A 22743-nucleotide genomic window follows, 5' to 3' on the forward strand; every position below is an offset into this window, starting at 1 on the left:
ATGTCCCAGATGCCCCGGCAGGCCGCCCTGCCGACCTGTCCGAGCTGCACGGAGCCGCTCGAAGCGACCGACCGCTTCTGCGGCGCCTGCGGCTTCGACCTGTCCTCCCCGCCACCGCACGCGGTCGACAGTCCCACGCTGACCATGAGCGGGCGGGGAGCGGGCAGAGGGTTCGACGGGGCGCCGTACACCGGGACCCCGTCGCCGGGGACCGGTCTCCCGCAACCGCCGGGCGCGGGCGCGGAGTTCCAGGTCCGGGGCGTGCCGGCGGCGCGGGCGGAACTTCGGGACGTGTCCCACAACGCGGCGGGAGCGGGGTCCACCCGTGCGCCGTCGGCAGGGTCGGAGGTGAGTGGCTTGGCTCAGTCGGATGCGGGCGGGAACGGGGAGCCGTCGTCGGGAGCGGGCGCGCCGGGAGGCGGGTCACCCCAGGGCGGGGCGCCGATGCCGCCCGGTCCCCCGGCGCCGGCCGGCGGGCAGACCGGGCCGGGGCCGCACACGCCTCCCGGCGGTGCCGTGCCGCACGGCGGGCAGGTGTCACCGGGGGCGGACGGCGTCCCCGCCGCGCCGGCCGCGGGACAGGGCGCCGGGGTGCGGTTCGACCGGCCGGCCGAGCCCGAGGAGTATCCGCTCCAGGCCCCCGACCCCCGGGTGGCCGCCGAGGCCGTCAAGGTGTGCGTGGCCTGCCGGGCGGGCCGGGTGGACGATGACGGCTACTGCGAGAACTGCGGCCACGCCCAGCCCCGCGAGCGCGACCACATGGAGCAGGAGGCGGGCCCGGTCGCCGCCGTCAGCGACCGCGGCCTGCGCCACCACCGCAACGAGGACGCCTTCGGCATCGGCCGGACCGCGCTGCCCGACGGCGCCCCCGCGCTCGTCGCGATCGTCTGCGACGGCGTGTCCTCCGCGACCCGCCCGGACGACGCCTCGCTCGCGGCCTCCCAGGCGGCCAGCCGCTCGGTGCTGGCCGCCCTGCCGCAGGGCACGCACCCGCAGCAGGCCATGCACGAGGCGATCGTCGCCGCCTCCCACGCCGTCAACGCCCTCGCCCAGGAACCGGCCACCGCCCGCGAGCACGCCCCGCACCAGAACGCCCCCGCCTGCACCATCGTCGGCGCGATCGTCACCGCGGGCCTGCTGGTCGTCGGCTGGGTCGGCGACAGCCGCGTCTACTGGGTGCCGGCGGACCGCAGTTCGGCCCCGGCCCGGCTCACCGAGGACGACTCCTGGGCCGCCCAGATGGTCGCCGCGGGCCTGATGAACGAGGCCGAGGCGTACGCCGACGACCGCGCCCACGCGATCACCGGCTGGCTGGGCGCGGACGCCTACGAACTGGAGCCGCACACGGCCGCGTTCAAGCCCGACCGGCCCGGTGTGGTCGTCGTGTGCACCGACGGCCTGTGGAACTACGCGGAGGCCGCCGAGGAGATGGCCGAGGCACTGCCCCTCGACGCCTCGGTACGGCCGCTGCACAGCGCCCGCGTCCTGGTCGGACACGCGCTCGACGGGGGCGGGCACGACAACGTAACAGTGGCCGTCGTCCCGTTCCCCGCCCCCGCCCAGGGGGCAGGATCGGCCTGAGGCCGCGCGCTGGACGCACTCGGCGCGCACAGCCGTACACCTGGCTCATGACACGGGGAAGCCGGGCGGACCGGAGGGGACCGGTCCGCCCACAGTCGTCACTCCACGGCCGTGGGGTTCGCAAGGGGGATGTGAGTAGGCATGGCCAATTTCTCGAAGTCGAACGTGCCGCAGTTCTCGGTGGACGTCTACCAGAACGAGTACCTGCCGGAGGGCGGCCGCGAGGTCAACGCGATCGTGACGGTCAGCGCCACCGGCGGCGGCACGATCGGCACCGCTGTCTCCGCACCGCACCTGTACTCGCCCGGCGAGGGCCCGTCCGCCGCCGTGGCGATCATGGTCGACTGCTCGGGATCGATGGACTACCCGCCCACCAAGATGCGCAACGCCCGGGATGCCACGGCCGCCGCCGTCGACACCCTGCGCGACGGCGTGCACTTCGCGGTGATCGGCGGCACGCACGTGGCCAAGGAGGTGTACCCGGGCGGCGGGCGTCTCGCGGTCGCCGACGCCCGCACCCGCGAGGAGGCCAAGAAGGCCCTGCGCCGGCTGAGCGCGGGGGGCGGCACCGCGATCGGCACCTGGCTGCGGCTGGCCGACCGGCTGCTGTCCACCGCCGACGTCGCCATCCGGCACGGCATCCTGCTCACCGACGGCCGCAACGAGCACGAGTCGCCGAAGGACCTCAAGGCGGCCCTGGACTCCTGCGCCGGCCGCTTCACGTGTGACGCCCGCGGCGTGGGCACCGACTGGGAAGTGAAAGAAGTCACAGGGATCGCCTCCGCCCTGCTCGGCACCGCCGACATCGTCGCCGACCCGGCCGGCCTCGCCGCCGACTTCACGCAGATGATGGAGACGGCGATGGGCAAGGAGGTCGCGGACGTCGCCCTGCGGCTGTGGACCCCGGTCGGCACCACGATCAAGTTCGTCAAGCAAGTCGCCCCGACGGTCGCGGAGTTGACCGACCGCCGCACCGAGTCCGGTCCGCGCTCCGGGGACTACCCCACCGGCTCCTGGGGCGACGAGTCCCGCGACTACCACGTGTGCGTCGAGGTACCGGCCGCCCACATCGGCCAGGAGATGCTGGCCGCACGGGTCTCCCTGGTCATCCCGCAGCCGGAAGGGGCGGCGCAGAGCCTGGGCGCGCAGGGCCTCGTGAGAGCCGTGTGGACCGACGACATGGCCGCCTCCACCTCGATCAACCCGCAGGTCGCGCACTACACGGGCCAGGCGGAACTGGCCCAGGCGATCCAGCAGGGCCTGGACCTGCGCAAAGCGGGTGATATGGACGGAGCGACGGCCAAACTGGGCAGGGCGGTCCAGCTCGCGAGCGCGTCGGGCAACGCGGATACTGCGAAACTGCTTGCGAAGGTGGTGGACGTGGTCGATGCCACGACAGGTACTGTGCGACTGAAGACGAAGGTCGCGGAGGCCGACGAGATGACGCTCGAAACCCGGTCCACCAAGACTGTCCGTGTGAAGAAGTGACCTGGTCCGACGCCAGTGGGACGCAGGAAGGAAGGGGGACGCGCCGACATGCCGACCTGCCCGAACGGACACCAGTCGGGTTCCGACGACTGGTGCGAGGTCTGCGGTCACCGCATGGCCGGTGCCGTACCCCCTCCTCCTCCCCCGCCCCCTCCGACCGGCGGGGGGTACGGCTTCCCGCCGGCCCCGCCCGGCCCCGGCGGCCGTCAGCAGCCCGGTGTGCCGAACACCGAGCCCGAGCTGTGCCCGCAGTGCCGCACGCCGCGTGAGGGCGGTGCGCCGTTCTGCGAGGAGTGCCGCTGGAACTTCCTGACCAACACGGCGACCTCGTACACCCCGGCCGCGCCGCGTCCGGGCGGGCCCGGTGGTGTGGGTGGTCCTGGGGGCGCGGGTGGTCCGGGTGGGCCTGGCGGTCGCGGTGGCCCCGCGGGTCCGGGCGGGCCCGGCGGGGGTCCCGGCGGGGGCTTCGGCGCTCCGGGGGCCGGCCCCGGCGGGCCCGGTGGCCCCGGCTTCGGCGGTCCTGGTGGGCCCGGTGGGCCTGGCGGTCCCGGTGGGCCTGGCGGTCCCGGTGGGCCCGGGCGTCCCGGTGGTCCCGGCGGTGGTCCGGGTGAGCGGTTCCAGCCGCCGCCCCCGTCGTTCGGCGGCAGCGACTCCTTCGAGTACCAGAGCTCCCGTCCCTCCCAGGTGAACCGTCCCGCCGAGCCGATCCCGCCGGGCCCGTCGTTCGGCGGCGAGCCGTCGCGTCCGCAGGGCCAGGGCGGCCCGGGCGGCGGACAGCCCCCGTTCGGCCGCGAGCCCGCCGGCTCGGGCGGCGACCCCTTCAGGCGCGGCCCCGCCGGCCCGGGCGGTCCTTCCGGCCCCTCCGGCGACCCCTTCGGGCGGGAGCCCTCCGGCGGTCCGGGCGGCGATCCGTTCCGGCGCGATCCCTCCGCCACCTCTCCCGGTGACCCGTTCCGGCGCGATCCCTCCGCCACCTCTCCCGGTGACCCGTTCCGGCGGGAGCCCTCGGGCGGCCCGTCCGGCGACCTCTTCTCGCGTGAGCCGTCCGGCCCGGGCGGCCGTCCTCCGGGTCCGCCCGGCGCGGGTCCCTCCGGTCCCGGTGGCGGCCCCGGCGGTCCGTCCGGCTTCGGCGGTCCCGGTGGCCCGGGCGGTTCGGGCGGCCCGGGTGCCGGTCCCGGCGGTCCCGGCATTCCGCAGGCCTACCAGCCGTCCGGCTTCCCGCAGGAGACCGGCCGGACGCAGCCGGGCGGCGGTCCGTCCGCTCCCCCCGGGCAGCCCTTCGGCGGCGGTGACGACGACTGGGTGCTCTCCCCGCCGTCGCACACCGGCCCGAGCGGACCCGGTGGTCCCGGCGGACCCGGTGGTCCCGGCGGACCCGGTGGTCCCGGCGGCGCGCAGGGCGGCGGCTACGGCTACCCCCAGACCGGCGCGACGCAGGCCCCGCCCCCGTCCGGCCCGGCGTTCCCGCAGCAGCCGGCGACGTGGACGGCGACGATAGGCCCCGACCGCGAGTACTTCATGGCGATGATGCACCGCTCGGGTCCCGAGGCCGCCGGCCTGAACCTGCCCGCGTACTCCCCCGAGCAGCAGCGCACGCTCACCGGCAACCAGATCACCATCGGCCGCCGGCGCCACTCCACCGGCGAGACCCCCGACATCGACCTGTCGGTGCCGCCGGAGGACCCGGGCGTCTCCCACCAGCACGCGGTGCTGGTGCAGCAGCCGGACGGCAGCTGGGCGGTCGTCGACCAGAACTCGACGAACGGCACGACGGTCAACGGCGGCGAGGAGCCCATCCAGCCGTTCGTGCCGGTGCCGCTGCGGGACGGCGACCGCGTGCACGTCGGCGCGTGGACGACGATCACGGTCCGCCGGGGTTAGGTCCCTTTCCGGGGTCGGGTCCCTCGCCGGGGTCCGACCCCTGCGCCGCGACCGGTTCCGGCGCGAGCGGTTCCGGCGCGAGCGGTTCCGGGAGGGCCCAGGCGTACGGCCCGTCGGGGGCGTCGAGCCACGCCCACACGTGCTCGCCGCCGACCGTGACGCCGTACCGCTCCCGCCCGGGCCTGTCCTCGCGTTCCCACAGCGCGTACGCCGCCTGCGGGTCGAGGGCACCCCGGGTCAGGGTCAGCAGGAACCGGAACAGGTCGCTCTCCCGGGCCCGCTGCGGCACCCCGCCCAGCGGCACCGGTTCCGGCTCGGGCCGCCCGCCCCCGCGCAACGGCACGAAGTAGGCCGGGGTGTGCAAGAACCGCCCCTCGGCGTGCGCGGCGTCGTGGACCGTGAGCGCGACCAGGCCGGTGGCCAGCGGCGCGAGCACGAGCCCGCCCGGACGGCACTGGGCCGTCCACGCGCGCGGGATCGTCGTCAAGGTGCAGGTCGCGATGATCCGGTCGAAGGGCGCCCGCTCCGGCACCCCGCGCGCCCCGTCACCGGTGACGACGACCGGATGGTGGCCGGCCTCGGCGAGATGCCGTCGCGCCGACTCGGTGATCTCCGGGTCCAGGTCGACGGTGGTCACGTTCTCCTCGCCGAGCCGGTACGACAGCAGCGCCGCGTTGTAGCCGGTGCCGGCGCCGATCTCCAGCACCCGGTCGCCCTCCCCGATCCGCAGCGCGGCCAGCATCAGCGCCATCAGGGAGGGCTGGCTGCTGGAGGAGAGCAGCTCGCCGTCACGCACCCGGGTGGCCAGCGGGACGTCCTCGTACGCGCCCCGCAGCCAGCGCTCACGGCTGCGCGGGTCCGGGCTCCCGGCCCACCGCCGCTCGTAGCCGCGGGGGCCGCTCACGTAGTAGTACGGCACGAAGAGGTGGCGCGGCACGACCGCGAAGGCCTCCGTCCACCCCGGGTCGGCGGCGAAGGCCCCGTCGGCTTCGATCCGCCGCACCATCGCCGCCCGCTCCGACGCGGCGAGCACCGCGAACTCCCCGCCGTCACCGCCGAGCGCGTCCATGCCCATGCCTCCACTGTCCTGCGGCGGAAGGCCTCGCGCGAACACCGCGGCTCGCTCAGGACCGCCGGGTCCTAGGCCCGGAGACCTCGGTCGGCGCGTCTGAGAGCATGGAGGGCGTGAAAGAGATTCGGCGCGGCACGCTTCAGGAGCAGACCTTCTACGAGCAGGTCGGCGGGGAGGAGACCTTCCGCCGGCTGGTCCACCGTTTCTACGAGGGAGTGGCCGAGGACCCGCTTCTGCGGCCCATGTACCCCGAGGAGGACCTGGGCCCGGCGGAGGAGCGCCTGGTGCTGTTCCTGATGCAGTACTGGGGCGGCCCGACGACGTACAGCGAGAACCGCGGCCATCCGCGGCTTCGGATGCGCCACGCCCCGTTCACCGTCAACCGGGCGGCGCACGACGCCTGGCTGAAGCACATGCGGGACGCGGTGGACAGCCTCGGGCTCTCCGAGGAGCACGAGCAGACGTTGTGGAACTACCTGACGTACGCGGCGGCTTCGATGGTGAACACCCCGGAGTGAACGGGCCTGGACCGGCCGGGACTTGGCTTGGCCGGGGGGTTGGCCTGACTGGGGCCGAGGCTGAACGGACCCGTCAGGGCGCCCGCTTCAGCGCACGCTGAGGCCCAGTCCCCCGGTCCCCGCCCGCCGTACGGCGATCGACCCGTACGGCGTCCGCAGCCGCAGCCACGCCCCGGACGAGAAGAGTCCCGCCTCCTGCGCAGCGCCCCGTGTCCCGCCCGCGGCGGCCGGGCCGGCGGTCGGCCGCAGGAAGCCGAGGGACTGGGCGGCGTGCACCGCCCGCACGGGGAGCCCGGTGTCGCCGACCGTCCGGGACCAGATGTCGCGGCCGATCCGGTCGAGTTCGGCCCGGGTGCGCCGCTCGGGCGCCAGCTCCTCCGTGCGCCGCCGGAACTCGCCGACCGCCGCGCCGACCATCGCCCGCAGTTCGCCGGCCGCCGGAAGCCCCGCCTCGGGACGCCAGTCGCCGCGCGGCGGCAGCACGCCCGCCCACGGCGGTCCGGTGACCGCGATGGGCACGGCCGCGGTCGCCGCCGTCTCCGCCACGCCCTCCAGCAGCTCACCGGCGGACACCGTCACGTCGAGCGTGACGTCCAGCCCGCTCTCGTACGGCTTCGCCAGCCCCACCGCGCGCACCGCCAGCACCTCGAAGGACGGCGGCCGTCCGAAGACGGCGAGCGCGGTGCCGGCCGCCTGGAGGCGGACCGCGGCGGAACGGTCGTAGTGGAGCAGCCGGGAGAGGAAGGCCGCGAGGTCCGCCGCCTCCCCCTCGTCGGCGAGGTGGAGCACCGTCATGCGGCGACGGCCTCCTCGGCGTCGTCCCGGTACTCCGCCAGGAACTCCCGTTCCTCTGCCGTGATGCGGCGCGGGCGCTGTGCCGCGAAGTCGAACGGCACGATCACCGTCGAGGCGGTGACGTAGACGTGGTCGCCGTCCTTCACCTCGTAGGCGATGGTGAAGGACGCCGCCCTGACCTCCGTGACCCACAGCTCGACGTCCACGGGCGTGTGCCGGTGGACGAGCTGCCGCTTGTAGTCGATCTCGTGGCGCGCCACCACGGACCCCTGCTGGAAGTCCTTCTCCGGGCGGAACAGGAAGTCGATACGGGCTTCCTCCAGGTAGCGGAGGAAGACCACGTTGTTGACGTGGCCGTACGCGTCCATGTCCGCCCAGCGCAGCGGGCAGCGGTAGATGTGCCGCAAGACCGATCAGCCCCGGGTCAGCTTCTTGTAGGTGGCGCGGTGCGGACGCGCGGCGTCCGGTCCGAGCCGCTCGATCTTGTTCTTCTCGTACGACTCGAAGTTGCCCTCGAACCAGAACCACTTGGAGTCGCCCTCGTAGGCGAGGATGTGCGTGGCGACCCGGTCGAGGAACCAGCGGTCGTGGGAGACGACGACGGCGCAGCCGGGGAACTCCAGCAGCGCGTTCTCCAGCGAGGACAGCGTCTCGACGTCGAGGTCGTTGGTCGGCTCGTCGAGGAGCAGCAGGTTGCCGCCCTGCTTCAGGGTGAGCGCGAGGTTGAGGCGGTTGCGCTCACCGCCGGAGAGCACGCCGGCCGGCTTCTGCTGGTCGGGGCCCTTGAAGCCGAAGGCCGAGACGTAGGCGCGGCTCGGCATCTCCACCTGGCCGACGTTGATGTAGTCGAGCTCGTCGGAGACGACCGCCCAGAGGGTCTTCTTCGGGTCGATGTTCTCGCGGCTCTGGTCGACGTAGGAGATCTTGACGGTGTCGCCGACCTTGATGTCGCCGGCGTCGGGCGTCTCGAGCCCCTGGATCATCTTGAACAGCGTGGTCTTGCCGGCGCCGTTCGGGCCGATGACGCCGACGATGCCGTTGCGAGGCAGGGTGAAGCTCAGGTCGTCGATGAGGACCTTCTCGCCGAAGGCCTTGTTCAGCTTGCTGACCTCGACGACGACGTTGCCCAGGCGCGGGCCCGGCGGGATCTGGATCTCCTCGAAGTCCAGCTTCCGCATCTTCTCGGCCTCGGCCGCCATCTCCTCGTAGCGGGCGAGACGCGCCTTGGACTTGGCCTGACGCCCCTTGGCGTTGGACCGCACCCACTCCAGCTCTTCCTTGAGCCGCTTGGCGCGCTTGGCGTCCTTCTGGCCCTCGACCTTCAGACGGGTCTGCTTGGTCTCCAGGTAGGTGGAGTAGTTGCCCTCGTAGGGGTAGGCGCGACCGCGGTCGAGCTCGAGGATCCACTCGGCGACGTTGTCGAGGAAGTACCGGTCGTGGGTGATCGCCACGACGGTGCCCGGGTACTTGGCGAGGTGCTGCTCGAGCCAGTTCACGGACTCGGCGTCGAGGTGGTTGGTGGGCTCGTCGAGGAGCAGCAGGTCGGGCTGCTCCAGCAGGAGCTTGCAGAGCGCGACGCGGCGCTTCTCACCACCGGAGAGGTTGGCGACCGGCCAGTCGCCCGGGGGGCACCCGAGCGCGTCCATGGCCTGCTCGAGCTGGGCGTCGAGGTCCCAGGCGTTGGCGTGGTCGAGTTCCTCCTGGAGCTTGCCCATCTCGTCGAGCAGCGCGTCGGAGTAGTCGGTCGCCATCAGCTCGGCGATCTCGTTGAACCGGTCGAGCTTGCCCTTGACCTCGGCGACGCCCTCCTGGACGTTCTCCAGGACGGTCTTCTCCTCGTTCAGCTTGGGCTCCTGCATCAGGATGCCGACGCTGTACCCGGGCGAGATGAACGCGTCACCGTTCGAGGGCTGCTCCAGCCCCGCCATGATCTTCAGAACGGTCGACTTACCGGCGCCGTTCGGGCCGACCACACCGATCTTCGCGCCGGGCAGGAAGTTCAGCGAGACGTCGTCAAGGATGACCTTGTCGCCGTGTGCCTTGCGCGTCTTGCGCATGGTGTAGATGTACTCAGCCAAGAGAAACCGTCCGGCAGCTTGAAATCTGGCAGTGGGCAGATACACCCCATCTTGCCGGACGGCCACCCCTGGGGGGAAACCCGTCCGGGTGGGGGGCTGTGAGCTGGCACTTTCGCTGGTGGCGGCTGCGGCTCGCCTGTCACTGTCGGTCACCGCCGGTCGGCCTCGGGCAACCTCGCGCGACCCAGGGTTGATCATCACCGTTCGGCCGGTCGTCGACGACGGACCGCAGCTCGTAATGCCCGCTCTCGGTACGCCTCCGGTCGATGCCGTACAGCGCCTAGCTCAGGATCTCCCGGTGGGCGGTGTTCGAGGACGTACACCTCGTCCAGCGCATCCGGCGCGGCCTACGGCACATCCAGTACCGCAGCGAACTCATAGACGGCTGCCTCGCCGAGACCGGCCTGGCCATCAGACCCACCTGAGCAACCCGGCCACATCACGAGTTCAACCTCAGTAATGCAGGGCGGCCGCGAGTGCCTCGGCCAGGGTCACGGGCGGGCGGCCGATCAGGCGGCGCAAGTCGCCAGAGTCGGTGTACATCTCGCCGCGGGTCATGCCGCGGTCAGCGTCAGCGAGGACCTCCGCCAGCTCGGCGGGTAGGCCCGCGGCGGCCAGTACCTTGGCGAAGTCGGTCTCCGGGAGGTCAGCGTAGGTAACCTGCTTTCCGGCTGCAGCGGAGATCGCGGAGGCCAGCTCAGTCAGGGTGAAGGATTCGTCGCCGCCGAGCTCGTACACGGCGCCGGTGTGGCCTTCAGCGGTGAGGACGACCGCTGCGGCCTCGGCGTAATCGGCGCGGGATGCGGCGCTGATCCGCCCCTCGCCTGCGGCGCCGACGACCGCGCCGTTCTGCAGGATCTGCGGCAGTTGGCTGGTGTAGTTCTCCAGGTACCAGCCGTTGCGCAGCAGCACGCTGGGGATTCCGCGGTCCCGTAGATACTTCTCCGTCTCGCTGTGCGTGGCACCGATGACGGTGGTGGCCGTGTCCGCGTGCGTCGTGCTCGTGTACGCCACCAACGACACGCCTGCGGACGCTGCGGCGTCGATCACGCGGCGGTGGTTGGCGACCCGCTCACCCACGGGGACCGAGGCCGAGATCAGCAGCAGCCTGTCCGCCCCGGTGAATGCCTCGGCCAGGCCGTCGGTGTCCGCGAAGTCGGCGCGGCGTACCGTGATGCCCCGGTCGGCCAGATCCTTGATCCCGGCGATGTCCCGGCCGGTCGCGATGATGTCCGCGGCCGGGATCCCGCGCCGCAGCAGTGCCTCGACGGTGAGCCTGCCCAGCTGGCCGGTGGCTCCGGTGACGACGATCGGCATGATGGTCATTCCTTCCTTCCGCGCGTGCCTCGCACGCCTGCCGCGGTCCGTCCGCCGCGGGATGGAACACAGGATGACCTGGACACTCTCTGTTGGGGAGTAGCCACTTCTTGGTAGGGTACTTACCGCAGCGAAAGCATTGAGGTGAGCCGTATGGCTGCTGTCGAGAATGTGACCGGGCCCATGCCGTCATTCGATCCGTACGAGCGCGGCTGCCCGTCGCGGGACCTGCTCGACCAGATCGGCAGCAAGTGGGCGGTCCTCGTGCTGGGCGAACTCGGCCGGAACGGGACCTCCCGGTTCGGTCATCTCCGCCAGGCGCTGGCGGGCGTGAGCGAGAAGATGCTCACCCAGACGCTGCGCACCCTCGAACGCGACGGGCTGGTCAGCCGGACCGTCTACCCAGAGGTGCCGCCGCACGTGGAGTATGAGCTGACTGCGCTCGGCCAGACACTGCGGGAACCGCTGAAGGCGCTCACGGAGTGGTCCGTGCTGCACATCGAAGAAGTCATCACCGCCCGCGAAGAGTATGACGACCGCACTGAGCGCACCAGGTAATCAGCGGGGGCCAGCGGTCTGGTCATAGACGGCCGCCCCGCCGAGACCGGCCCGACAATCAGACCCACCTAAGCCACCCGGCGACATCACGAGTTCAACCTCAGTAGTGCCGTCGACCCACGGGGAGGAGAGGGGGAACCATGTCGTCGCTCGACCGTCTCAGGACGCTGCTGGGTGAGCCGGTGACCTGGGGCTGGGCCAGGCCGCGGCTGTGGACGGCGGCCGAGCAGTATCTCGGTGTCGCGCTGCCCTCGGACTACAAGGCGTTCCTGGACCTGTACGGCCCGGGGAGCATCGACGGCTACCTGTCACTGCACCGGCCTCTGGAAGCCGACACCACAGAGCTGGACCGGTTGTGGCCGCTGGAGGACTGCCGCCGGGCGCGCCTCAGCGACCCGGACCTGTATCCCTACCCCTTCCACCCCGATCCTGGCGGCCTCATCCCCTGGGGTTCGGACGAGCATGACAACGAGTACTACTTCCTCGCGATCGAGCCGGACCCTGATGAGTGGCGCATCGTCGTCAGCAGCGAGTGCAACGAGTGGTTCGAGACCGCGGGCACCTTCTGCGACTTCCTCGTGCGCTGCTTCGACCGCATCGACCGACCACCCTTCATGGCGCGTGCTTGGCCCGCCCTTGACGCCCGTTACCACTCCCATGCCTGATGCGACGCTCGCACCGCCCGGCTCGGGATGCAGCTGACACCCGCTTTAGGAGTTCATGCGACTGGAGACGTGCACGCTCGTGCGTGGGCCCGATCGCAGTGCGGACGTTTCGTCTGGTGCCGCAGAGGTTCCCTTCAGTACGGGTGCCTTGCCGTCAAGGCGGGGACTGCTGGGGCCTGGCCAGGCTCATTCAAAGCCCCCGTTGACCCCGATGACCTGGCCGGTGATCCAGTGCGCGTCGTCAGAAGCCAGCAGGCTGACAACGTCGGCCAGATCCGTCGGCAGGCCTAAGCGGCCCAACGGAGTGGAGTCGATGATCTGGTCGGTCATCGCGCGTGCCTCCTCGGCGAGCATCGCGGTGTCGGTCGGGCCGGGTGCGATGGCGTTGACGGTGATCTGCCGCGAGCCAAGGTGGTGCGCCAGTGACCGCGTCAGCACCTCCACACCGGCCTTGGTCGCCCCGTAGATCCCCATGAAAGCCACGCCGCCGTTGGGAATGCCGGCGGAGATGTTGATGACGCGGCCGCCCTCGCGCAGCCGAGAGGCTGCCTGCTGCCCGGCAAGGTAGACGCTCTTGAGGTTGGTGGTGACCAAGGCGTCGAACACCTCCTCGGGCAGGTACTCGATTGGTGCCGCAGCAAACATCGCCGCATTGTTGACCAGGATGTCCACGCCGCCGAACGCCCGCTCGGCGGCGTCGAAGAGGCCCAGCATGTCGGCGGCCTTGCCCACCTCGCCCGGTGCAGCGACCGCCCGGCCACCCCCCTGAGCGATCTCCTCGACCACCTCCTGCGCCTGGTCCGAGGCCCCCTGCCGAGTCGCCCGGTAGTTGACCACCACGTTGGCGCCGTCACGGCCAAGCCGTTGCGCGATGGCCCGGCCAATGCCGCGGGTGGCCCCGGTCACCAGCGCCGTCCTGCCGGCGAGCCTCGTGGATGCGGTGGATGCGGTGGATGCGGTCATCGCCGCCCCTCCATTTCTGTGAAGGCCGTTACAGAAATGGGACCGTATCAGATTATTTAACGGTCGCCATAGAATGGAGGCATGGCTGCACAACGGCGGGGTCGCCCCCGTGGATTCGATCGGGACGCCGCGCTCCAGGCGGTTCTGAGGGAGTTCTGGGAGCACGGGTACGAGACCACATCCTTCGCCGACCTCACCCAGGCCACCGGACTCGCCTCACCCAGCCTGTACGCGGCCTTCGGCGACAAGGAGTCCTTGTTCGAGGAAGTCGTCCAGACTTACGGGCGCACCTACGGAGACTTCGCCCGCCGCGCCTTGACCGACGAACCCACCGCGCGCCGAGCGGTTCGGCGGATGCTGCGCGAAGCTGCCGTCGAGTACACCGACCCCGGTCATCCCCCGGGCTGCCTGGTGATCACAGCCGCGACCAACTTCAGCTCTCGATCCGCCGGCATCGCCGAACGGCTCCGCGGGTACCGCAACCACAACCTCCGGGACATCGAGGCCAAGATCCAGGCTGATATCGACGCGGGGCGGCTTCCCGACAACACGTCCGCGCGGGCACTTGCCCACTACAGCACCGCAGTGCTGCAGGGCATGTCCCAACAGGCACGCGACGGAGCCACCCGTGCCGAGCTGGAAGCAATCGCTGACACAGCTATGGCAGCGTGGCCTGCCGACGTGTCATGACCACACGGATCCCGTCAAGCGTGCGAGCAGTACGCGCACCAGAGCGCGCCGCGCCGGGCGTGTGTCATACGTGAGGATTTTCTGCGGGACGGGCCTACTGGCGGTGAATCTGACATTCATGAAGAAACGCCATCCTCAATGTTTTCACCGTCAGGGTCACTCATTCGCCACGTATCCGGAGCGGAGCGGGCGGCGTTAGCGGGGCATGACGAAAGCTAGGTTCCATGGCTTGCCTCACCGGGGGGTGGGGGAGGGCGATCCGCCCGCGACCCGTGACGCGGCGGCCGGGAGACGTGCGTACGCCGATGTGACGCGCTCGGCGCTCCAGGCGTGCGGCATCCTGCGCGGGAGCGCCGCGCGGACCGAACCGCGGGTCACCGATTCGCTGCTGCGCGAGTTCATGACTCTGCTGGAGGCCGCGCAGAAGGAACTCGATCAGCGGTGGAACAGGCAGGGGAACCCCGGCTGCCGCGCGGACCACGTGTAACGGGGCGGATGTGCATGAATCACGAGTATGCGGATCCCTCTTTTCTGCGGAATGAATGGTATGCCGACCCATATTCATATGGGCCGGGTATCGGACAGCCCGGCGGTCCTGTCGATGCGCCGCACACGGGCACTCCCCTCACCCCTCCCGACCCGGGCTGGGACCCGGTGGAGGAACTCGCCTACCTCTTGCAGGAGGCGGTTCCGGCCGAGCAGACGGCCACGGTGCCGGCACCGCGCAGCGAGTCGTCGCCCGGCGGCGACAGCGCCGACCCGATGGAGAACCTGGCGCACATCACCGCCCAGCTGCCGCCCATCCGGCGTTCCTCCGCCGGACATCGCAAGGTCCGGGTGCACAGGCTCCGGCGCGGGTGGCTGCAGACGGGCAGCCTGGTCATCATCGCGTTCGTCGCCGTCATCGCGGCGGCGGTCAGCGTCTTCTGCGGCGTGGTCGCCTACAGACCGCTGCAGAACATCACGTCGGACCCGGAGAGCGGGGTCACTCCCTGGTGGCCTCTCTTGGTGTACGGGCCCTGGACGGTGGCCTCCCTGTCCATTCTGCGCACCGCCCTGCACCAACGCCGCGCCTGGCACTCCTGGTTGATCGTGCTGATGTTCTCCTCCGTCGCGATGATGCTGTGCGTGGCCCAGGCCGACAGGACCTTCACCGGCGTCGCCGCGGCCGCCCTCCCCGCCCTCGCGTGCCTGGCGTGCCTGCAGCAACTCGTCCGGCAGATCACCCTGACCCTGGCGCCCCGGCAGAGCCCACCGCGACCCCGACGCCGCCCGTAGCGCCGAGGCGCGAGGACGCTCTCAGTCCCGCGCCTCGTTCTCCTTGCGGCCGACCAGCACCAGGGCTGCTCCACCGATCACCACCAGGCCTATCGCGGTGCCCGCGATGTAGGGGGTGGCGTTGGAGCCGCCCGTCTCGGCCAGGTTCGTGGCGGTGATGGAGCCGCCGCCCACGGTGGCGGGGCTGGGCTGGGACAGGGTCTGGGTGGTGAGGCCCGTCCTGGTCTCGGCGGACCTGGTCCGGCAGTCGAGGACGCCCGTGAAGCGGGTGCCGCGGATGGTGAAGTCGTAGGCCTGGTCCTCCTGGAGGGGGATCGTCACCGTCCGCGAGGCGCCTGCCGGGATCGTGTACTCGAAGCCCATCAGCTCGAAGGTGAACGGCGCGTCGCCCCGGTTGGCCGCCGCGATGTCGACACCGTTCGCGGCGCAGTTCTTCGCCGCGGACAGCGCCGGTATCGGACCGCCGGCGGCCCAGGTGGCGCTCGCCCCGGCGGAGACGGTGGACTCGCTGGAGCCGGCCAGTATCTGCGTCTGGCTGCGGCTCTCCGAGGTGAAGGCGCGGCCGACGGGGACGGTGGTCGAGGCCTGCACGGTCAGCTCGGCCGTGCCGGCGGCGGCGTCGGCGGGCACGTCGAAGAAGAGCTGGCTGCCGTCCTGCGCCGAGGTGACGGCCTTGCCGTCCTTGCCGACGATCCGCACCCCGCTGATGGCGGCGTCCGGCGGCGGCGCGACGGTGACCGCGCTCGCGTCGGTCCGCACGGTCACCGGGCCGAGCGGCGCGCCGGGACGGCCTGAGACCGCGGCCCCTTCGAGGGTGAGCGAGGCCCTGGGTTCCGCCACGTCCCGGGCGGCCTTCTGGAGGTAGTCCGCGAGCCGTTCGGCCTGCGGGTCGACGGCGTCCACGTCAGCGCCGTCGGAGTAGCGCCAGATGGCCACCTGGGTGCCGGCGGCAGCGTCCTGCTCGCTGAGGCCACCGCCGATGCCGGCCTTCTTCGCCAGCGTGGCCAGGTCGTTGACCTGGGGGTAGGAGTTCTGCAGGATCCAACGGACCTTGCCGGCGTCCTTGTTGACGCCGAGCGAGGTGCCGCTCCAGGGCGTCTCGCCGTACTTGGCATCCCGCTGCGTGGGCGTGTGCAGGTCGACGCAGTACGTCTGCAGCATGCCGCCGCCCTCGACGGACATCTCGAACAGCCCCGCCGGGACCTCCTGGTCCCCGCCGTCGGCATGGAGGACGGCGGTGCCGTAGGTCTTGAGTCCTCCCATGGTCGCCGTCGCTCCGCCCTGGCTCTGCGGGGTCTCGTCGGCGACCGCCGTGCCCGCGGCGGTGGCGACGACACCGGCGGCGACCACACCGGACACCAGTGTCCCGGCGGCGAGGCGCACCGCGCCCCGACCTCGCGTGAACGGCGCGGCGAACGATGAAATCACGCAATTCCCCTTCGAGCAGGACCGGTTGTCGTGGGGGATACGGTCCCACCAGCAAAATCAGGAGCCCCTTGTGCTTTGTTCGGCATCCTAAGGACGCGGCACACCACCCTTCCCGACAAGCTCATCCGATGGGCGATCCGACTCGGAATCGTTATCCCGAAGATCGTCAACAGGCCTGACTTATCGACAAATCCACCGGAGCGGGCTGGCACGGACCGGTCGATAAGCCGCTGTTCGCCCGTGTGCGGTCAGACGCTGGCGCTTGCTGATATCCCGTCACCGCCGCGTGCTCAGGTCACCGCCGTCCGCTCCCGTCAGTGCCGTCCGCTCAGTCAGCGCCGCCGGCTCAGGTCAGCTGCACTGGCTCACGTCACCGCCGCCGGTTCACGGCGCCGGGTGCCGTCTCGTTCCGTGTGGTCCGCGGCCGGTGTCAACCAGTCGGGCTCGGGCTGCGCTGCCGCCGGCCCCGGCATCCCTGCCACCGCGCCCGCCGGATCCGGCCTGACCGTGCGGCGGAAGGCCGCCGTCCCCCGTGCGAGGTCGTGGCCGATCGACACGGCGTCGATGTCGGCCGAGGTCCAGCTCTGCTGCCCCTCACGCGCCTCCGTGCGCACCTTCAGCCTGCCCTGCACGATCACCGGGTCGCCGACGTTCAGCGAGGCCATCGCGTTCGTGGCGAGCTGTCGGTTGGCCCACACCGTGAAGAAGTTGGTGTGCCCGTCCGTCCAGGCGCTCTTCTCGCGGTCCCAGTAGCGCGAGGTCACCGCCAGCCGGAACCTCGTCGACGCCCCCGCCGCCAGCTCCCGGAACACCGGCTGCGTCGCCACGTTCCCCACCGCGCACACCATCGTCTCGTTCATTCGAGCCCCTCCCTCGCCCGGCCCACGCCGGGCCGACACACGTACGGGCCCGTCCCGTACGGAAAGCGTCCGGCCGCGACAGCCGCACTCCCGCGGCTGCCGCACCCACCGCGACGGCCGTGTCACCGCGACCGCCGCGAAACCAGACTGCCTCCGTCGAGCCGGGCCCGCCGGGCTCTGTGGACCACCGCCCGCCTGTGGACAACTCCCTCACCCGATCGAGGGATCGAGCGGTGAAACCAGAGGTCCCGGGGCCGAGGAGGGCGTCACCCCGCCCCGGCAGCCACCCCCGTCGCACTCGTCATGCCCGTCGCACTCGTCATGCCCGTCGCACTCGTCATTCCTGTCACCCGCCCGTACTGCTCACGGACCTCCCGGTACCGCAGCAACTCGGCGGCGAGGGAGTCCAGGACCCTCGCCCGGCCGCAGCTCGCGGCGGCCTCCCGCAGTCTGCGTTCCGCGTCCTGGCCGTATCTGCGCGCCGGGCCGCGCGCCGCCATCCGGCAGCCCCACTCCACCAGCGGCCCGCCGATGATCCCGGCCAGCATCAGCAGCACGGGCACGCCCAGGTTCGGGGACATGACCCCGACGATCTGGCCGAACAGCCACAGGCCGCCGATGACCTGAAGGATGGTCATGGACGCCTGCGCCATCACCGCCGCCGGCCACCACCCCGGCCGCGGCGGCCGCCCCGGCGGCAGCCCGGCCTGCGCCGCGAGCTCGTCCAGCGCCTCCGGCAGCCCCTGCGCACCGCGCACGGCCGCTTCCCGTACCGCCTGCGCCCAGGGCGCGGGCAGGCCCGACGAGGCCCGCTCGGACACCGTGCGCACCGCCTGTTCGACACGCTGCCGCGCCGTCGCCTCCTCCTCGGCCTGCGCGCGGAACGGCATCCGGCCGGTCGGAGGGTCGTACCGGTCCTGGTACCAGCGCCACAGCCGCAGCCACGGCGTGCCGCAAGCCCGGTTGGCGTTGCGCAGCCAGGCGCGTTCGGCCGCCTCACCGGCGGCGACCGCGCCCACCGCGTCGGCGAGCCGGGCGGCGAACTCGTCCCGCGCCTCCTCGCTGAGCCCGGTGCTCCGCCCGGTCACGTACACGGGCCGCAGCTCCCCCGCGGCGGCGTCCACGTCGGCGGAGATCCGCCGTGCCGCCGCGCCTCGCTCGGTGACGAACTGGCCGAGCAGTTCGCGCAGTTCGCCGACGCCGTCCCCGGTGAGCCCGGACAGCGCCAGGACGGTCGCGCCCGGCTCGCCGTACTCACCGAGGGCCACGCCGTCCTCGTCGAGCAGCCGCCGCAGGTCGTCGAGGACCATCTCGGCGGCCTCGCCGGGCAGCCGGTCGATCTGGTTGAGGACGATGAACATGACCTCCGCGTGACCCGCCATGGGCCGCAGATAGCGCTCATGGAGGACGGCGTCGGCGTACTTCTCCGGGTCGACGACCCAGATGACGGCGTCCACAAGCGCCAGAATCCGGTCGACCTGCTCGCGGTGCTGCACGGCCGCCGAGTCGTGGTCGGGCAGGTCGATCAGGACGAGCCCCTGCAACTGCGCCTCCGCGTCCGCGCTCTGCACCGGACGCCTGCGCAGCCGGCCCGGGATGCCCAGCCGGTCGATGAGGCTCGCCGCGCCGTCGCTCCAGCTGCACGCGATGGGCGCGGCGGTGGTCGGCCGGCGGACGCCCGTCTCCGAGATGTTCACCCCGGCGAGCGTGTTGAACAGCTGGGACTTGCCGCTGCCGGTGGCTCCGGCGATGGCGACGACCGTGTGCTGCCCGGACAGCTTGCGGCGCGCCGCCGCCTCGTCGAGGACCCGGCCGGCCTCGGCAAGCGTCTTGCTGTCGAGCCGGGCGCGGGAGAGCCCGACGAGTTCGCGCAGGGCGTCGAGCCGGGAGCGCAGGTGGCCGTCGTAGGCGAGCGGGGGGACGGTCTGGGGGCCGCCGCCGGGACGGACCTCGCTGACGCCGGGGGCTGTGGCGGTGGCGGTGGTGGTCTGCTCGGCGGCCGTGGCCTCGTTCACCCGGCGGGCGATGAGTCCGTCGTCCCAGAAGTCGCCGCCGTCCTGGGGTGTGGAGGCGTCTCCGGCCGACGGCTGCACCGCCGCGGGGACCCGCCCGCCGCCTTGGCGCACGCGCGCGGGGCGCTCGTCGCTCCGACCACGGGAGGAGGAAGCACCGCCCCGCGCGTGGGCGCCGCCTTCGACTTTCCGCACGTGTGCGCCGCCGCTGTCATCCTTCATGCGTACGTCGCCGTCGCCCTCACGCGCGCGTGCGTGGCGGTCGTCGTCCTGGGCGCGTACGGAACCGTCGTCGTCCCGGGCGTGTGCGGAGCGCTCCTCATGGCGGTCGCTTCCCGGCGCCGCGCGGTCGGCGGCCGGGGTCCGGGCCTTGCGGTCGCTCGCGCCCTTCCGTGCGGCGCGGTCGCCCTCACGCCAGCGCGCCCACCCGACGCTCATCCGTCCCCGGGTGTGCTCCTTGTCCTTCCGCGAGGACGGATGGTCGTCGGCGGGCGGTGAGGCGTCCTGGGCCGCCCGTGACGGTCCCTCGGCGTCCGCAGCGCCCTCGCCGCTGTCACCGTCGGAGACCGCTTCCTCCCCCTCGTGCGCTTCCTCGCCCCGCACGGGTGCGCCGTTCGTTCCGGCTTCCCTGCCGGAGGCGCCTTCGCCGGACCCCGTCGGACCGTGATCGGCGTTTCCCGTGTGGTCCTGGTCTGTGACGGCGGTCACCGGTCACCTCTCCTTCTGCAGTACGGACAGCGCGGCGATGAGTTCGGCCTGCGGCTCGACGTGGACGTCGAGGCCGTCGAGCGGGGCGAGGCGGCGCTCGCGTTCGTTGTGCATCACTCGGTCGAGGTACTCGGAGAGCAGCCGTCCGGCCCGGTCGCGCAGCCGCAGCGCGCCGTGCGCCCCGAGTCGTTCGGCGAGGCTCTCGCCCGCCGTGCGAGCCCTGCGGGCGCCGAGCAGGGCGGTGGCGACGAGGGCGGCGACCGTCTCGGGGTCGCAGGCGGCCCTGCGGTCCAGTTGGCGCACCTCGTCCTCGGCGCACTCCTCCAGCTCCCGCCTCCAGCGTCGTACGGCCATGCCGATGCGGTGCTCGGCGGTCTCCGGGGAGTCGTCGCGGTCCTGCAGGACCGGCGCGGCCGCGGCCGGTTCGCGTCGCCAGGCCTCGTCGACGCGTTCGTCGGCGGCGGTGACGGCGCACACCAGGAGCGCGGCCAGGCTCTCCATGAGGGCGTCGAGGAGTTCGCCGGCGGTGCAGTCCAGCGGGAAGGCGCGCCAGCGTTTCAGCGCGTCGCCGGCGAGGACGGACCCGTTCTGCAGCCGGCCCCGCACGCGCGTGTACTCGCCGTCGTAGGCCCCCTCGACGGCCGAGGTGAGCCGCAGCGCGGCCGCGTACTGCGCGGCGGCGGCGCCGGCCAGCTCGGGCATCCGGGACTTGAGCGAGTCGAGGACGCCGTACGCCGTACGCGCCATCACCGCGTTGCGGGCGGCGGCGTCCTGGGCGTGTTCGACGAGCCAGGTGCGCAGGGGGGCCACCGCGGTGGCGGGGAGCAGGCCTCCGCCCCAGGCGGACTCGGGCAGTTCGGGCACCGTGAAGCGGGGGAGGTGGCCGAGTCCGGCCTTGGTGAGCAGCGCCGCGTACTGGCGGGACACCTCGCCGACGACCTGGTGGGGCACCCGGTCCAGGACGGTCACGAGCGTCGCGTCGTACTCCTTGGCCGTGCGCAGCAGATGCCAGGGGATGGCGTCGGCGTACCGCGCGGCCGTGGTGACCATCACCCAGATGTCGGCGGCGCACAGGAGCTGGGCGGCGAGGAAGCGGTTGTCAGCGACGAAGGAGTCGATGTCGGGCGCGTCGAGGAGGGCGAGGCCGGGCGGGAGGGTCTCGGCGGTCTCGATGCGCAGGACCCGTCTGCTGTCCTGCCCGGGGAGCAACAGGTCGTCGTCGCTCGGCTCCTGATGGGGCACCCACACGCGGGTGAGGTCGGGCAGCACCCGCATGCCGCTGAACCAGTGATGGTCCTCCGGGTGGCACACAAGCACCGGGGTCCGTGTCGTCGGCCGCAGCACGCCCGCCTCGCTGATGCGCCGTCCGACGAGGGAGTTGACGAGCGTCGACTTGCCGGCGCCGGTGGAACCGCCCACCACGGCCAGCAACGGCGCTTCGGGTTGCCGCAGCCGGGGCACCAAGTAGTCGTCCAGCTGGGCCAGTAGTTCGTCGCGGTTGGCACGCGCGCGTGGAGCCCCCGCCAGGGGCAGCGGGAAGCGTGCGGCGGCGACACGGTCGCGCAGGGCGGAGAGTGCGTCGAGCAGCTGAGGCCGTACGTCCAAGGTCACCACATGCGAAGAATGCCCAATTTCGGGGGATTTATGAAGCATATAGACATGCCTGCGCGCCGATAGGACACAAGGGACGGAAGGTGCGACTGGGACAGAGGCGCAGCGCAGGCATAACGAGTGCACAACACCCGGGGCCGCAGGGACCCAAAAGCGATGCACGATTCGCACCTGCCTGCGATTATCAGGACCGCTTCACTGAACCTCCACATCGAGCCACGGAGGCGAAGCACTCAGGACAAGGAACCGGGAGCCCTATCCTTGTCCCCGGCAACGTCACGGATCAGCCCACACCAGGGCACCGGGTACGCGGCCACACACCCGGCCCCCGTAGCTCAGTGGATAGAGCAGGCGCCTTCTAAGCGCTTGGCCGCAGGTTCGAGTCCTGCCGGGGGCGCAAGTCTCCGCCCTCCCCTCGGGGAGGGCTTTTTGCTGGTCAGAGCACGTTTCACACATCACGCCGAAGCCCCGGACACTCCCCCGATGATCATGGGGAGGTTCCGGGGCCGTCCGGCTGTCACCGGGTTTTCGCGGGTGGCTGTGTCGAATACGTGTCGAAGTTTTCGTCGAGAGCCTCAGCCTGCGTCGGCCGACTCGGGGAGATCTCCAGCAGCCTCCAGCCGCCTCTTCAGGTCAGGCAGCTGCCCCTCGACACACCGTGCATAAGTAGCCAGCAGGACCGGCACGCTGTTCCCGGCCCATTCGGCAACCTGAGCGGGCGGGATCCCGTCATTGAGCCACTTCGTGAGGCGCGTGTGCCGGTTGTCGTACACCCGCCTCCCCGTGGGCGAATCGAAGACGTGCGGGGGCAGCACGGCCTTGCGCGCACTGCGCCACGCCCGGCGGATGACCGAGCCGGCGAGAATGCCGCCCGTCTCCCCCGGGAACAGCAGATCACCGGGCTTGAGGTGCTCGTCCTCGATGTGCTGCCGCAGGATGCGCGTCAGGGCGGGATGCCCCGGCACGGTGCGCGTCTCGCCCTCGGCACGACCCTTCAGGTCACGTTCCTCATGGATCTCCCCGGTGTCGGTCCACTGCTTGCCGACCTCCGGAGTCGCCGTGTGGATCAGCAGCTCACACCATTGGTCCAAGGCGTCGCCACCGGGAAGCCGCACATCCTGCACCCGCATGGCGACCGCCTCCTCCGGTCGCAGAGCGCAGTAGTACAGCGTGGCGAAGAACGCGTGCAGCCGCTTTCCCCCGCGTGGCCGACGCCGGATCCAGTCGAGGAGCGCCGCCG

General features: G+C 71.9%; 20 protein-coding genes, 1 tRNA gene and 1 pseudogene. 11 read left to right on the top strand and 11 right to left on the bottom strand.

Annotated features, from left to right (window positions below):
* From ACFYXA_RS17020 to ACFYXA_RS17030, 3 genes are all read left to right on the top strand, one after another.
* On the top strand, positions 1-1581 hold the full coding sequence (locus ACFYXA_RS17020; protein WP_389033296.1) for a protein phosphatase 2C domain-containing protein: 1581 nt from the start codon (positions 1-3) through the stop codon (positions 1579-1581).
* 141 nt (positions 1582-1722) lie between these two features.
* Positions 1723-3069: a VWA domain-containing protein gene (locus tag ACFYXA_RS17025; protein WP_352249117.1), complete on the top strand. Its 1347-nt coding sequence runs from the start codon at positions 1723-1725 to the stop codon at positions 3067-3069.
* Between the two features lie 48 nt (positions 3070-3117).
* Positions 3118-4950: an FHA domain-containing protein gene (locus ACFYXA_RS17030; protein ID WP_389033300.1), complete on the top strand. Its 1833-nt coding sequence runs from the start codon at positions 3118-3120 to the stop codon at positions 4948-4950.
* Here the strand turns inward: ACFYXA_RS17030 and ACFYXA_RS17035 are convergent.
* Positions 4931-6025, bottom strand: a complete 1095-nt coding sequence (locus tag ACFYXA_RS17035; protein WP_389033303.1) for a methyltransferase domain-containing protein — start codon at positions 6023-6025, stop codon at positions 4931-4933. The genes ACFYXA_RS17030 and ACFYXA_RS17035 overlap by 20 nt on opposite strands.
* Positions 6026-6126: 101 nt before the next feature.
* On the opposite strand from ACFYXA_RS17035, the gene ACFYXA_RS17040 reads away from it, so the two are divergent.
* On the top strand, positions 6127-6540 hold the full coding sequence (locus tag ACFYXA_RS17040; protein ID WP_389033305.1) for a globin: 414 nt from the start codon (positions 6127-6129) through the stop codon (positions 6538-6540).
* An 87-nt stretch (positions 6541-6627) separates the two neighbouring features.
* On the opposite strand, the gene ACFYXA_RS17045 is transcribed toward ACFYXA_RS17040, so the two are convergent.
* The 3 genes from ACFYXA_RS17045 to ettA are packed head-to-tail and all read right to left on the bottom strand — an operon-like array spanning position 6628 to position 9413.
* A complete protein-coding gene (locus ACFYXA_RS17045; RefSeq protein WP_389033307.1) occupies positions 6628-7335 on the bottom strand; it encodes a hypothetical protein in 708 nt (235 codons plus the stop codon).
* Complete coding sequence (locus ACFYXA_RS17050; protein ID WP_352249109.1) at positions 7332-7742, bottom strand: thioesterase family protein; 411 nt, start codon at positions 7740-7742, stop codon at positions 7332-7334. The genes ACFYXA_RS17045 and ACFYXA_RS17050 overlap by 4 nt, the downstream gene beginning before the upstream one ends.
* Positions 7743-7748: 6 nt before the next feature.
* On the bottom strand, positions 7749-9413 hold the full coding sequence (gene ettA, locus ACFYXA_RS17055) for an energy-dependent translational throttle protein EttA (protein ID WP_352249107.1): 1665 nt from the start codon (positions 9411-9413) through the stop codon (positions 7749-7751).
* A 320-nt stretch (positions 9414-9733) separates the two neighbouring features.
* Here ettA and ACFYXA_RS17060 point away from each other — a divergent pair.
* Positions 9734-9838: pseudogene (locus ACFYXA_RS17060) on the top strand (IS630 family transposase); the annotation flags it as partial.
* Between the two features lie 28 nt (positions 9839-9866).
* Here the strand turns inward: ACFYXA_RS17060 and ACFYXA_RS17065 are convergent.
* Entirely contained in the window at positions 9867-10739 is an 873-nt protein-coding gene (locus tag ACFYXA_RS17065) for an SDR family oxidoreductase (protein ID WP_389033311.1), read from the bottom strand.
* A gap of 144 nt (positions 10740-10883) precedes the next feature.
* Between ACFYXA_RS17065 and ACFYXA_RS17070 the strand changes: the two genes are divergently transcribed.
* Complete coding sequence (locus ACFYXA_RS17070) at positions 10884-11288, top strand: helix-turn-helix domain-containing protein (RefSeq protein ID WP_067253666.1); 405 nt, start codon at positions 10884-10886, stop codon at positions 11286-11288.
* Between the two features lie 140 nt (positions 11289-11428).
* Positions 11429-11953, top strand: coding sequence for an SMI1/KNR4 family protein (locus ACFYXA_RS17075; protein ID WP_389033315.1), 525 nt, complete (start codon positions 11429-11431; stop codon positions 11951-11953).
* Positions 11954-12139: 186 nt separating this feature from the next.
* Here ACFYXA_RS17075 and ACFYXA_RS17080 read toward each other — a convergent pair whose 3' ends face one another.
* Positions 12140-12916: an SDR family oxidoreductase gene (locus ACFYXA_RS17080; RefSeq protein WP_389033318.1), complete on the bottom strand. Its 777-nt coding sequence runs from the start codon at positions 12914-12916 to the stop codon at positions 12140-12142.
* An 81-nt stretch (positions 12917-12997) separates the two neighbouring features.
* On the opposite strand from ACFYXA_RS17080, the gene ACFYXA_RS17085 reads away from it, so the two are divergent.
* The 3 genes from ACFYXA_RS17085 to ACFYXA_RS17095 all read left to right on the top strand — a co-directional run bounded on the left by ACFYXA_RS17085 (position 12998) and on the right by ACFYXA_RS17095 (position 14884).
* On the top strand, positions 12998-13606 hold the full coding sequence (locus ACFYXA_RS17085; RefSeq protein ID WP_389033321.1) for a TetR/AcrR family transcriptional regulator: 609 nt from the start codon (positions 12998-13000) through the stop codon (positions 13604-13606).
* A 229-nt stretch (positions 13607-13835) separates the two neighbouring features.
* On the top strand, positions 13836-14093 hold the full coding sequence (locus ACFYXA_RS17090) for a hypothetical protein (protein WP_352249102.1): 258 nt from the start codon (positions 13836-13838) through the stop codon (positions 14091-14093).
* Positions 14094-14281: 188 nt separating this feature from the next.
* A complete protein-coding gene (locus ACFYXA_RS17095; protein ID WP_389033324.1) occupies positions 14282-14884 on the top strand; it encodes a hypothetical protein in 603 nt (200 codons plus the stop codon).
* A 21-nt stretch (positions 14885-14905) separates the two neighbouring features.
* On the opposite strand, the gene ACFYXA_RS17100 is transcribed toward ACFYXA_RS17095, so the two are convergent.
* The 4 genes from ACFYXA_RS17100 to ACFYXA_RS17115 form a co-directional block, all read right to left on the bottom strand.
* On the bottom strand, positions 14906-16312 hold the full coding sequence (locus ACFYXA_RS17100; protein ID WP_389033327.1) for a Cys-Gln thioester bond-forming surface protein: 1407 nt from the start codon (positions 16310-16312) through the stop codon (positions 14906-14908).
* Positions 16313-16677: 365 nt separating this feature from the next.
* Positions 16678-17172: a single-stranded DNA-binding protein gene (locus ACFYXA_RS17105; protein ID WP_389033331.1), complete on the bottom strand. Its 495-nt coding sequence runs from the start codon at positions 17170-17172 to the stop codon at positions 16678-16680.
* Positions 17173-17438: 266 nt separating this feature from the next.
* A complete protein-coding gene (locus tag ACFYXA_RS17110; protein WP_389033334.1) occupies positions 17439-19892 on the bottom strand; it encodes a GTPase in 2454 nt (817 codons plus the stop codon).
* 3 nt (positions 19893-19895) lie between these two features.
* The gene (locus ACFYXA_RS17115; RefSeq protein WP_389033337.1) at positions 19896-21506 is read right to left on the bottom strand and encodes a dynamin family protein; all 1611 of its coding nucleotides are present in this window, start codon (positions 21504-21506) and stop codon (positions 19896-19898) included.
* A 321-nt stretch (positions 21507-21827) separates the two neighbouring features.
* On the opposite strand from ACFYXA_RS17115, the gene ACFYXA_RS17120 reads away from it, so the two are divergent.
* Positions 21828-21900, top strand: a tRNA-Arg gene (locus ACFYXA_RS17120).
* 178 nt (positions 21901-22078) lie between these two features.
* Here ACFYXA_RS17120 and ACFYXA_RS17125 read toward each other — a convergent pair.
* The gene (locus ACFYXA_RS17125) at positions 22079-22633 is read right to left on the bottom strand and encodes a hypothetical protein (protein WP_389033340.1); all 555 of its coding nucleotides are present in this window, start codon (positions 22631-22633) and stop codon (positions 22079-22081) included.
* Between the last annotated feature and the right edge of the window lie 110 nt (positions 22634-22743).

The sequence above is a fragment of the Streptomyces sp. NPDC002566 genome, from assembly GCF_042889585.1.
Classification (GTDB): domain Bacteria; phylum Actinomycetota; class Actinomycetes; order Streptomycetales; family Streptomycetaceae; genus Streptomyces.

Coding starts and splice junctions, on each gene's coding strand:
- ACFYXA_RS17025 (WP_352249117.1), top strand. CDS start 1,723: ATGGCCAATTTCTCGAAGTCGAACGTGCCGCAGTTCTCGGTGGACGTC.
- ACFYXA_RS17045 (WP_389033307.1), bottom strand. CDS start 7,335: ATGACGGTGCTCCACCTCGCCGACGAGGGGGAGGCGGCGGACCTCGCG.
- ACFYXA_RS17085 (WP_389033321.1), top strand. CDS start 12,998: ATGGCTGCACAACGGCGGGGTCGCCCCCGTGGATTCGATCGGGACGCC.
- ACFYXA_RS17030 (WP_389033300.1), top strand. CDS start 3,118: ATGCCGACCTGCCCGAACGGACACCAGTCGGGTTCCGACGACTGGTGC.
- ACFYXA_RS17070 (WP_067253666.1), top strand. CDS start 10,884: ATGGCTGCTGTCGAGAATGTGACCGGGCCCATGCCGTCATTCGATCCG.
- ACFYXA_RS17020 (WP_389033296.1), top strand. CDS start 1: ATGTCCCAGATGCCCCGGCAGGCCGCCCTGCCGACCTGTCCGAGCTGC.
- ACFYXA_RS17035 (WP_389033303.1), bottom strand. CDS start 6,025: ATGGGCATGGACGCGCTCGGCGGTGACGGCGGGGAGTTCGCGGTGCTC.
- ACFYXA_RS17105 (WP_389033331.1), bottom strand. CDS start 17,172: ATGAACGAGACGATGGTGTGCGCGGTGGGGAACGTGGCGACGCAGCCG.
- ACFYXA_RS17125 (WP_389033340.1), bottom strand. CDS start 22,633: ATGCGGGTGCAGGATGTGCGGCTTCCCGGTGGCGACGCCTTGGACCAA.
- ACFYXA_RS17075 (WP_389033315.1), top strand. CDS start 11,429: ATGTCGTCGCTCGACCGTCTCAGGACGCTGCTGGGTGAGCCGGTGACC.
- ACFYXA_RS17065 (WP_389033311.1), bottom strand. CDS start 10,739: ATGACCATCATGCCGATCGTCGTCACCGGAGCCACCGGCCAGCTGGGC.
- ACFYXA_RS17040 (WP_389033305.1), top strand. CDS start 6,127: ATGGAGGGCGTGAAAGAGATTCGGCGCGGCACGCTTCAGGAGCAGACC.
- ACFYXA_RS17080 (WP_389033318.1), bottom strand. CDS start 12,916: ATGACCGCATCCACCGCATCCACCGCATCCACGAGGCTCGCCGGCAGG.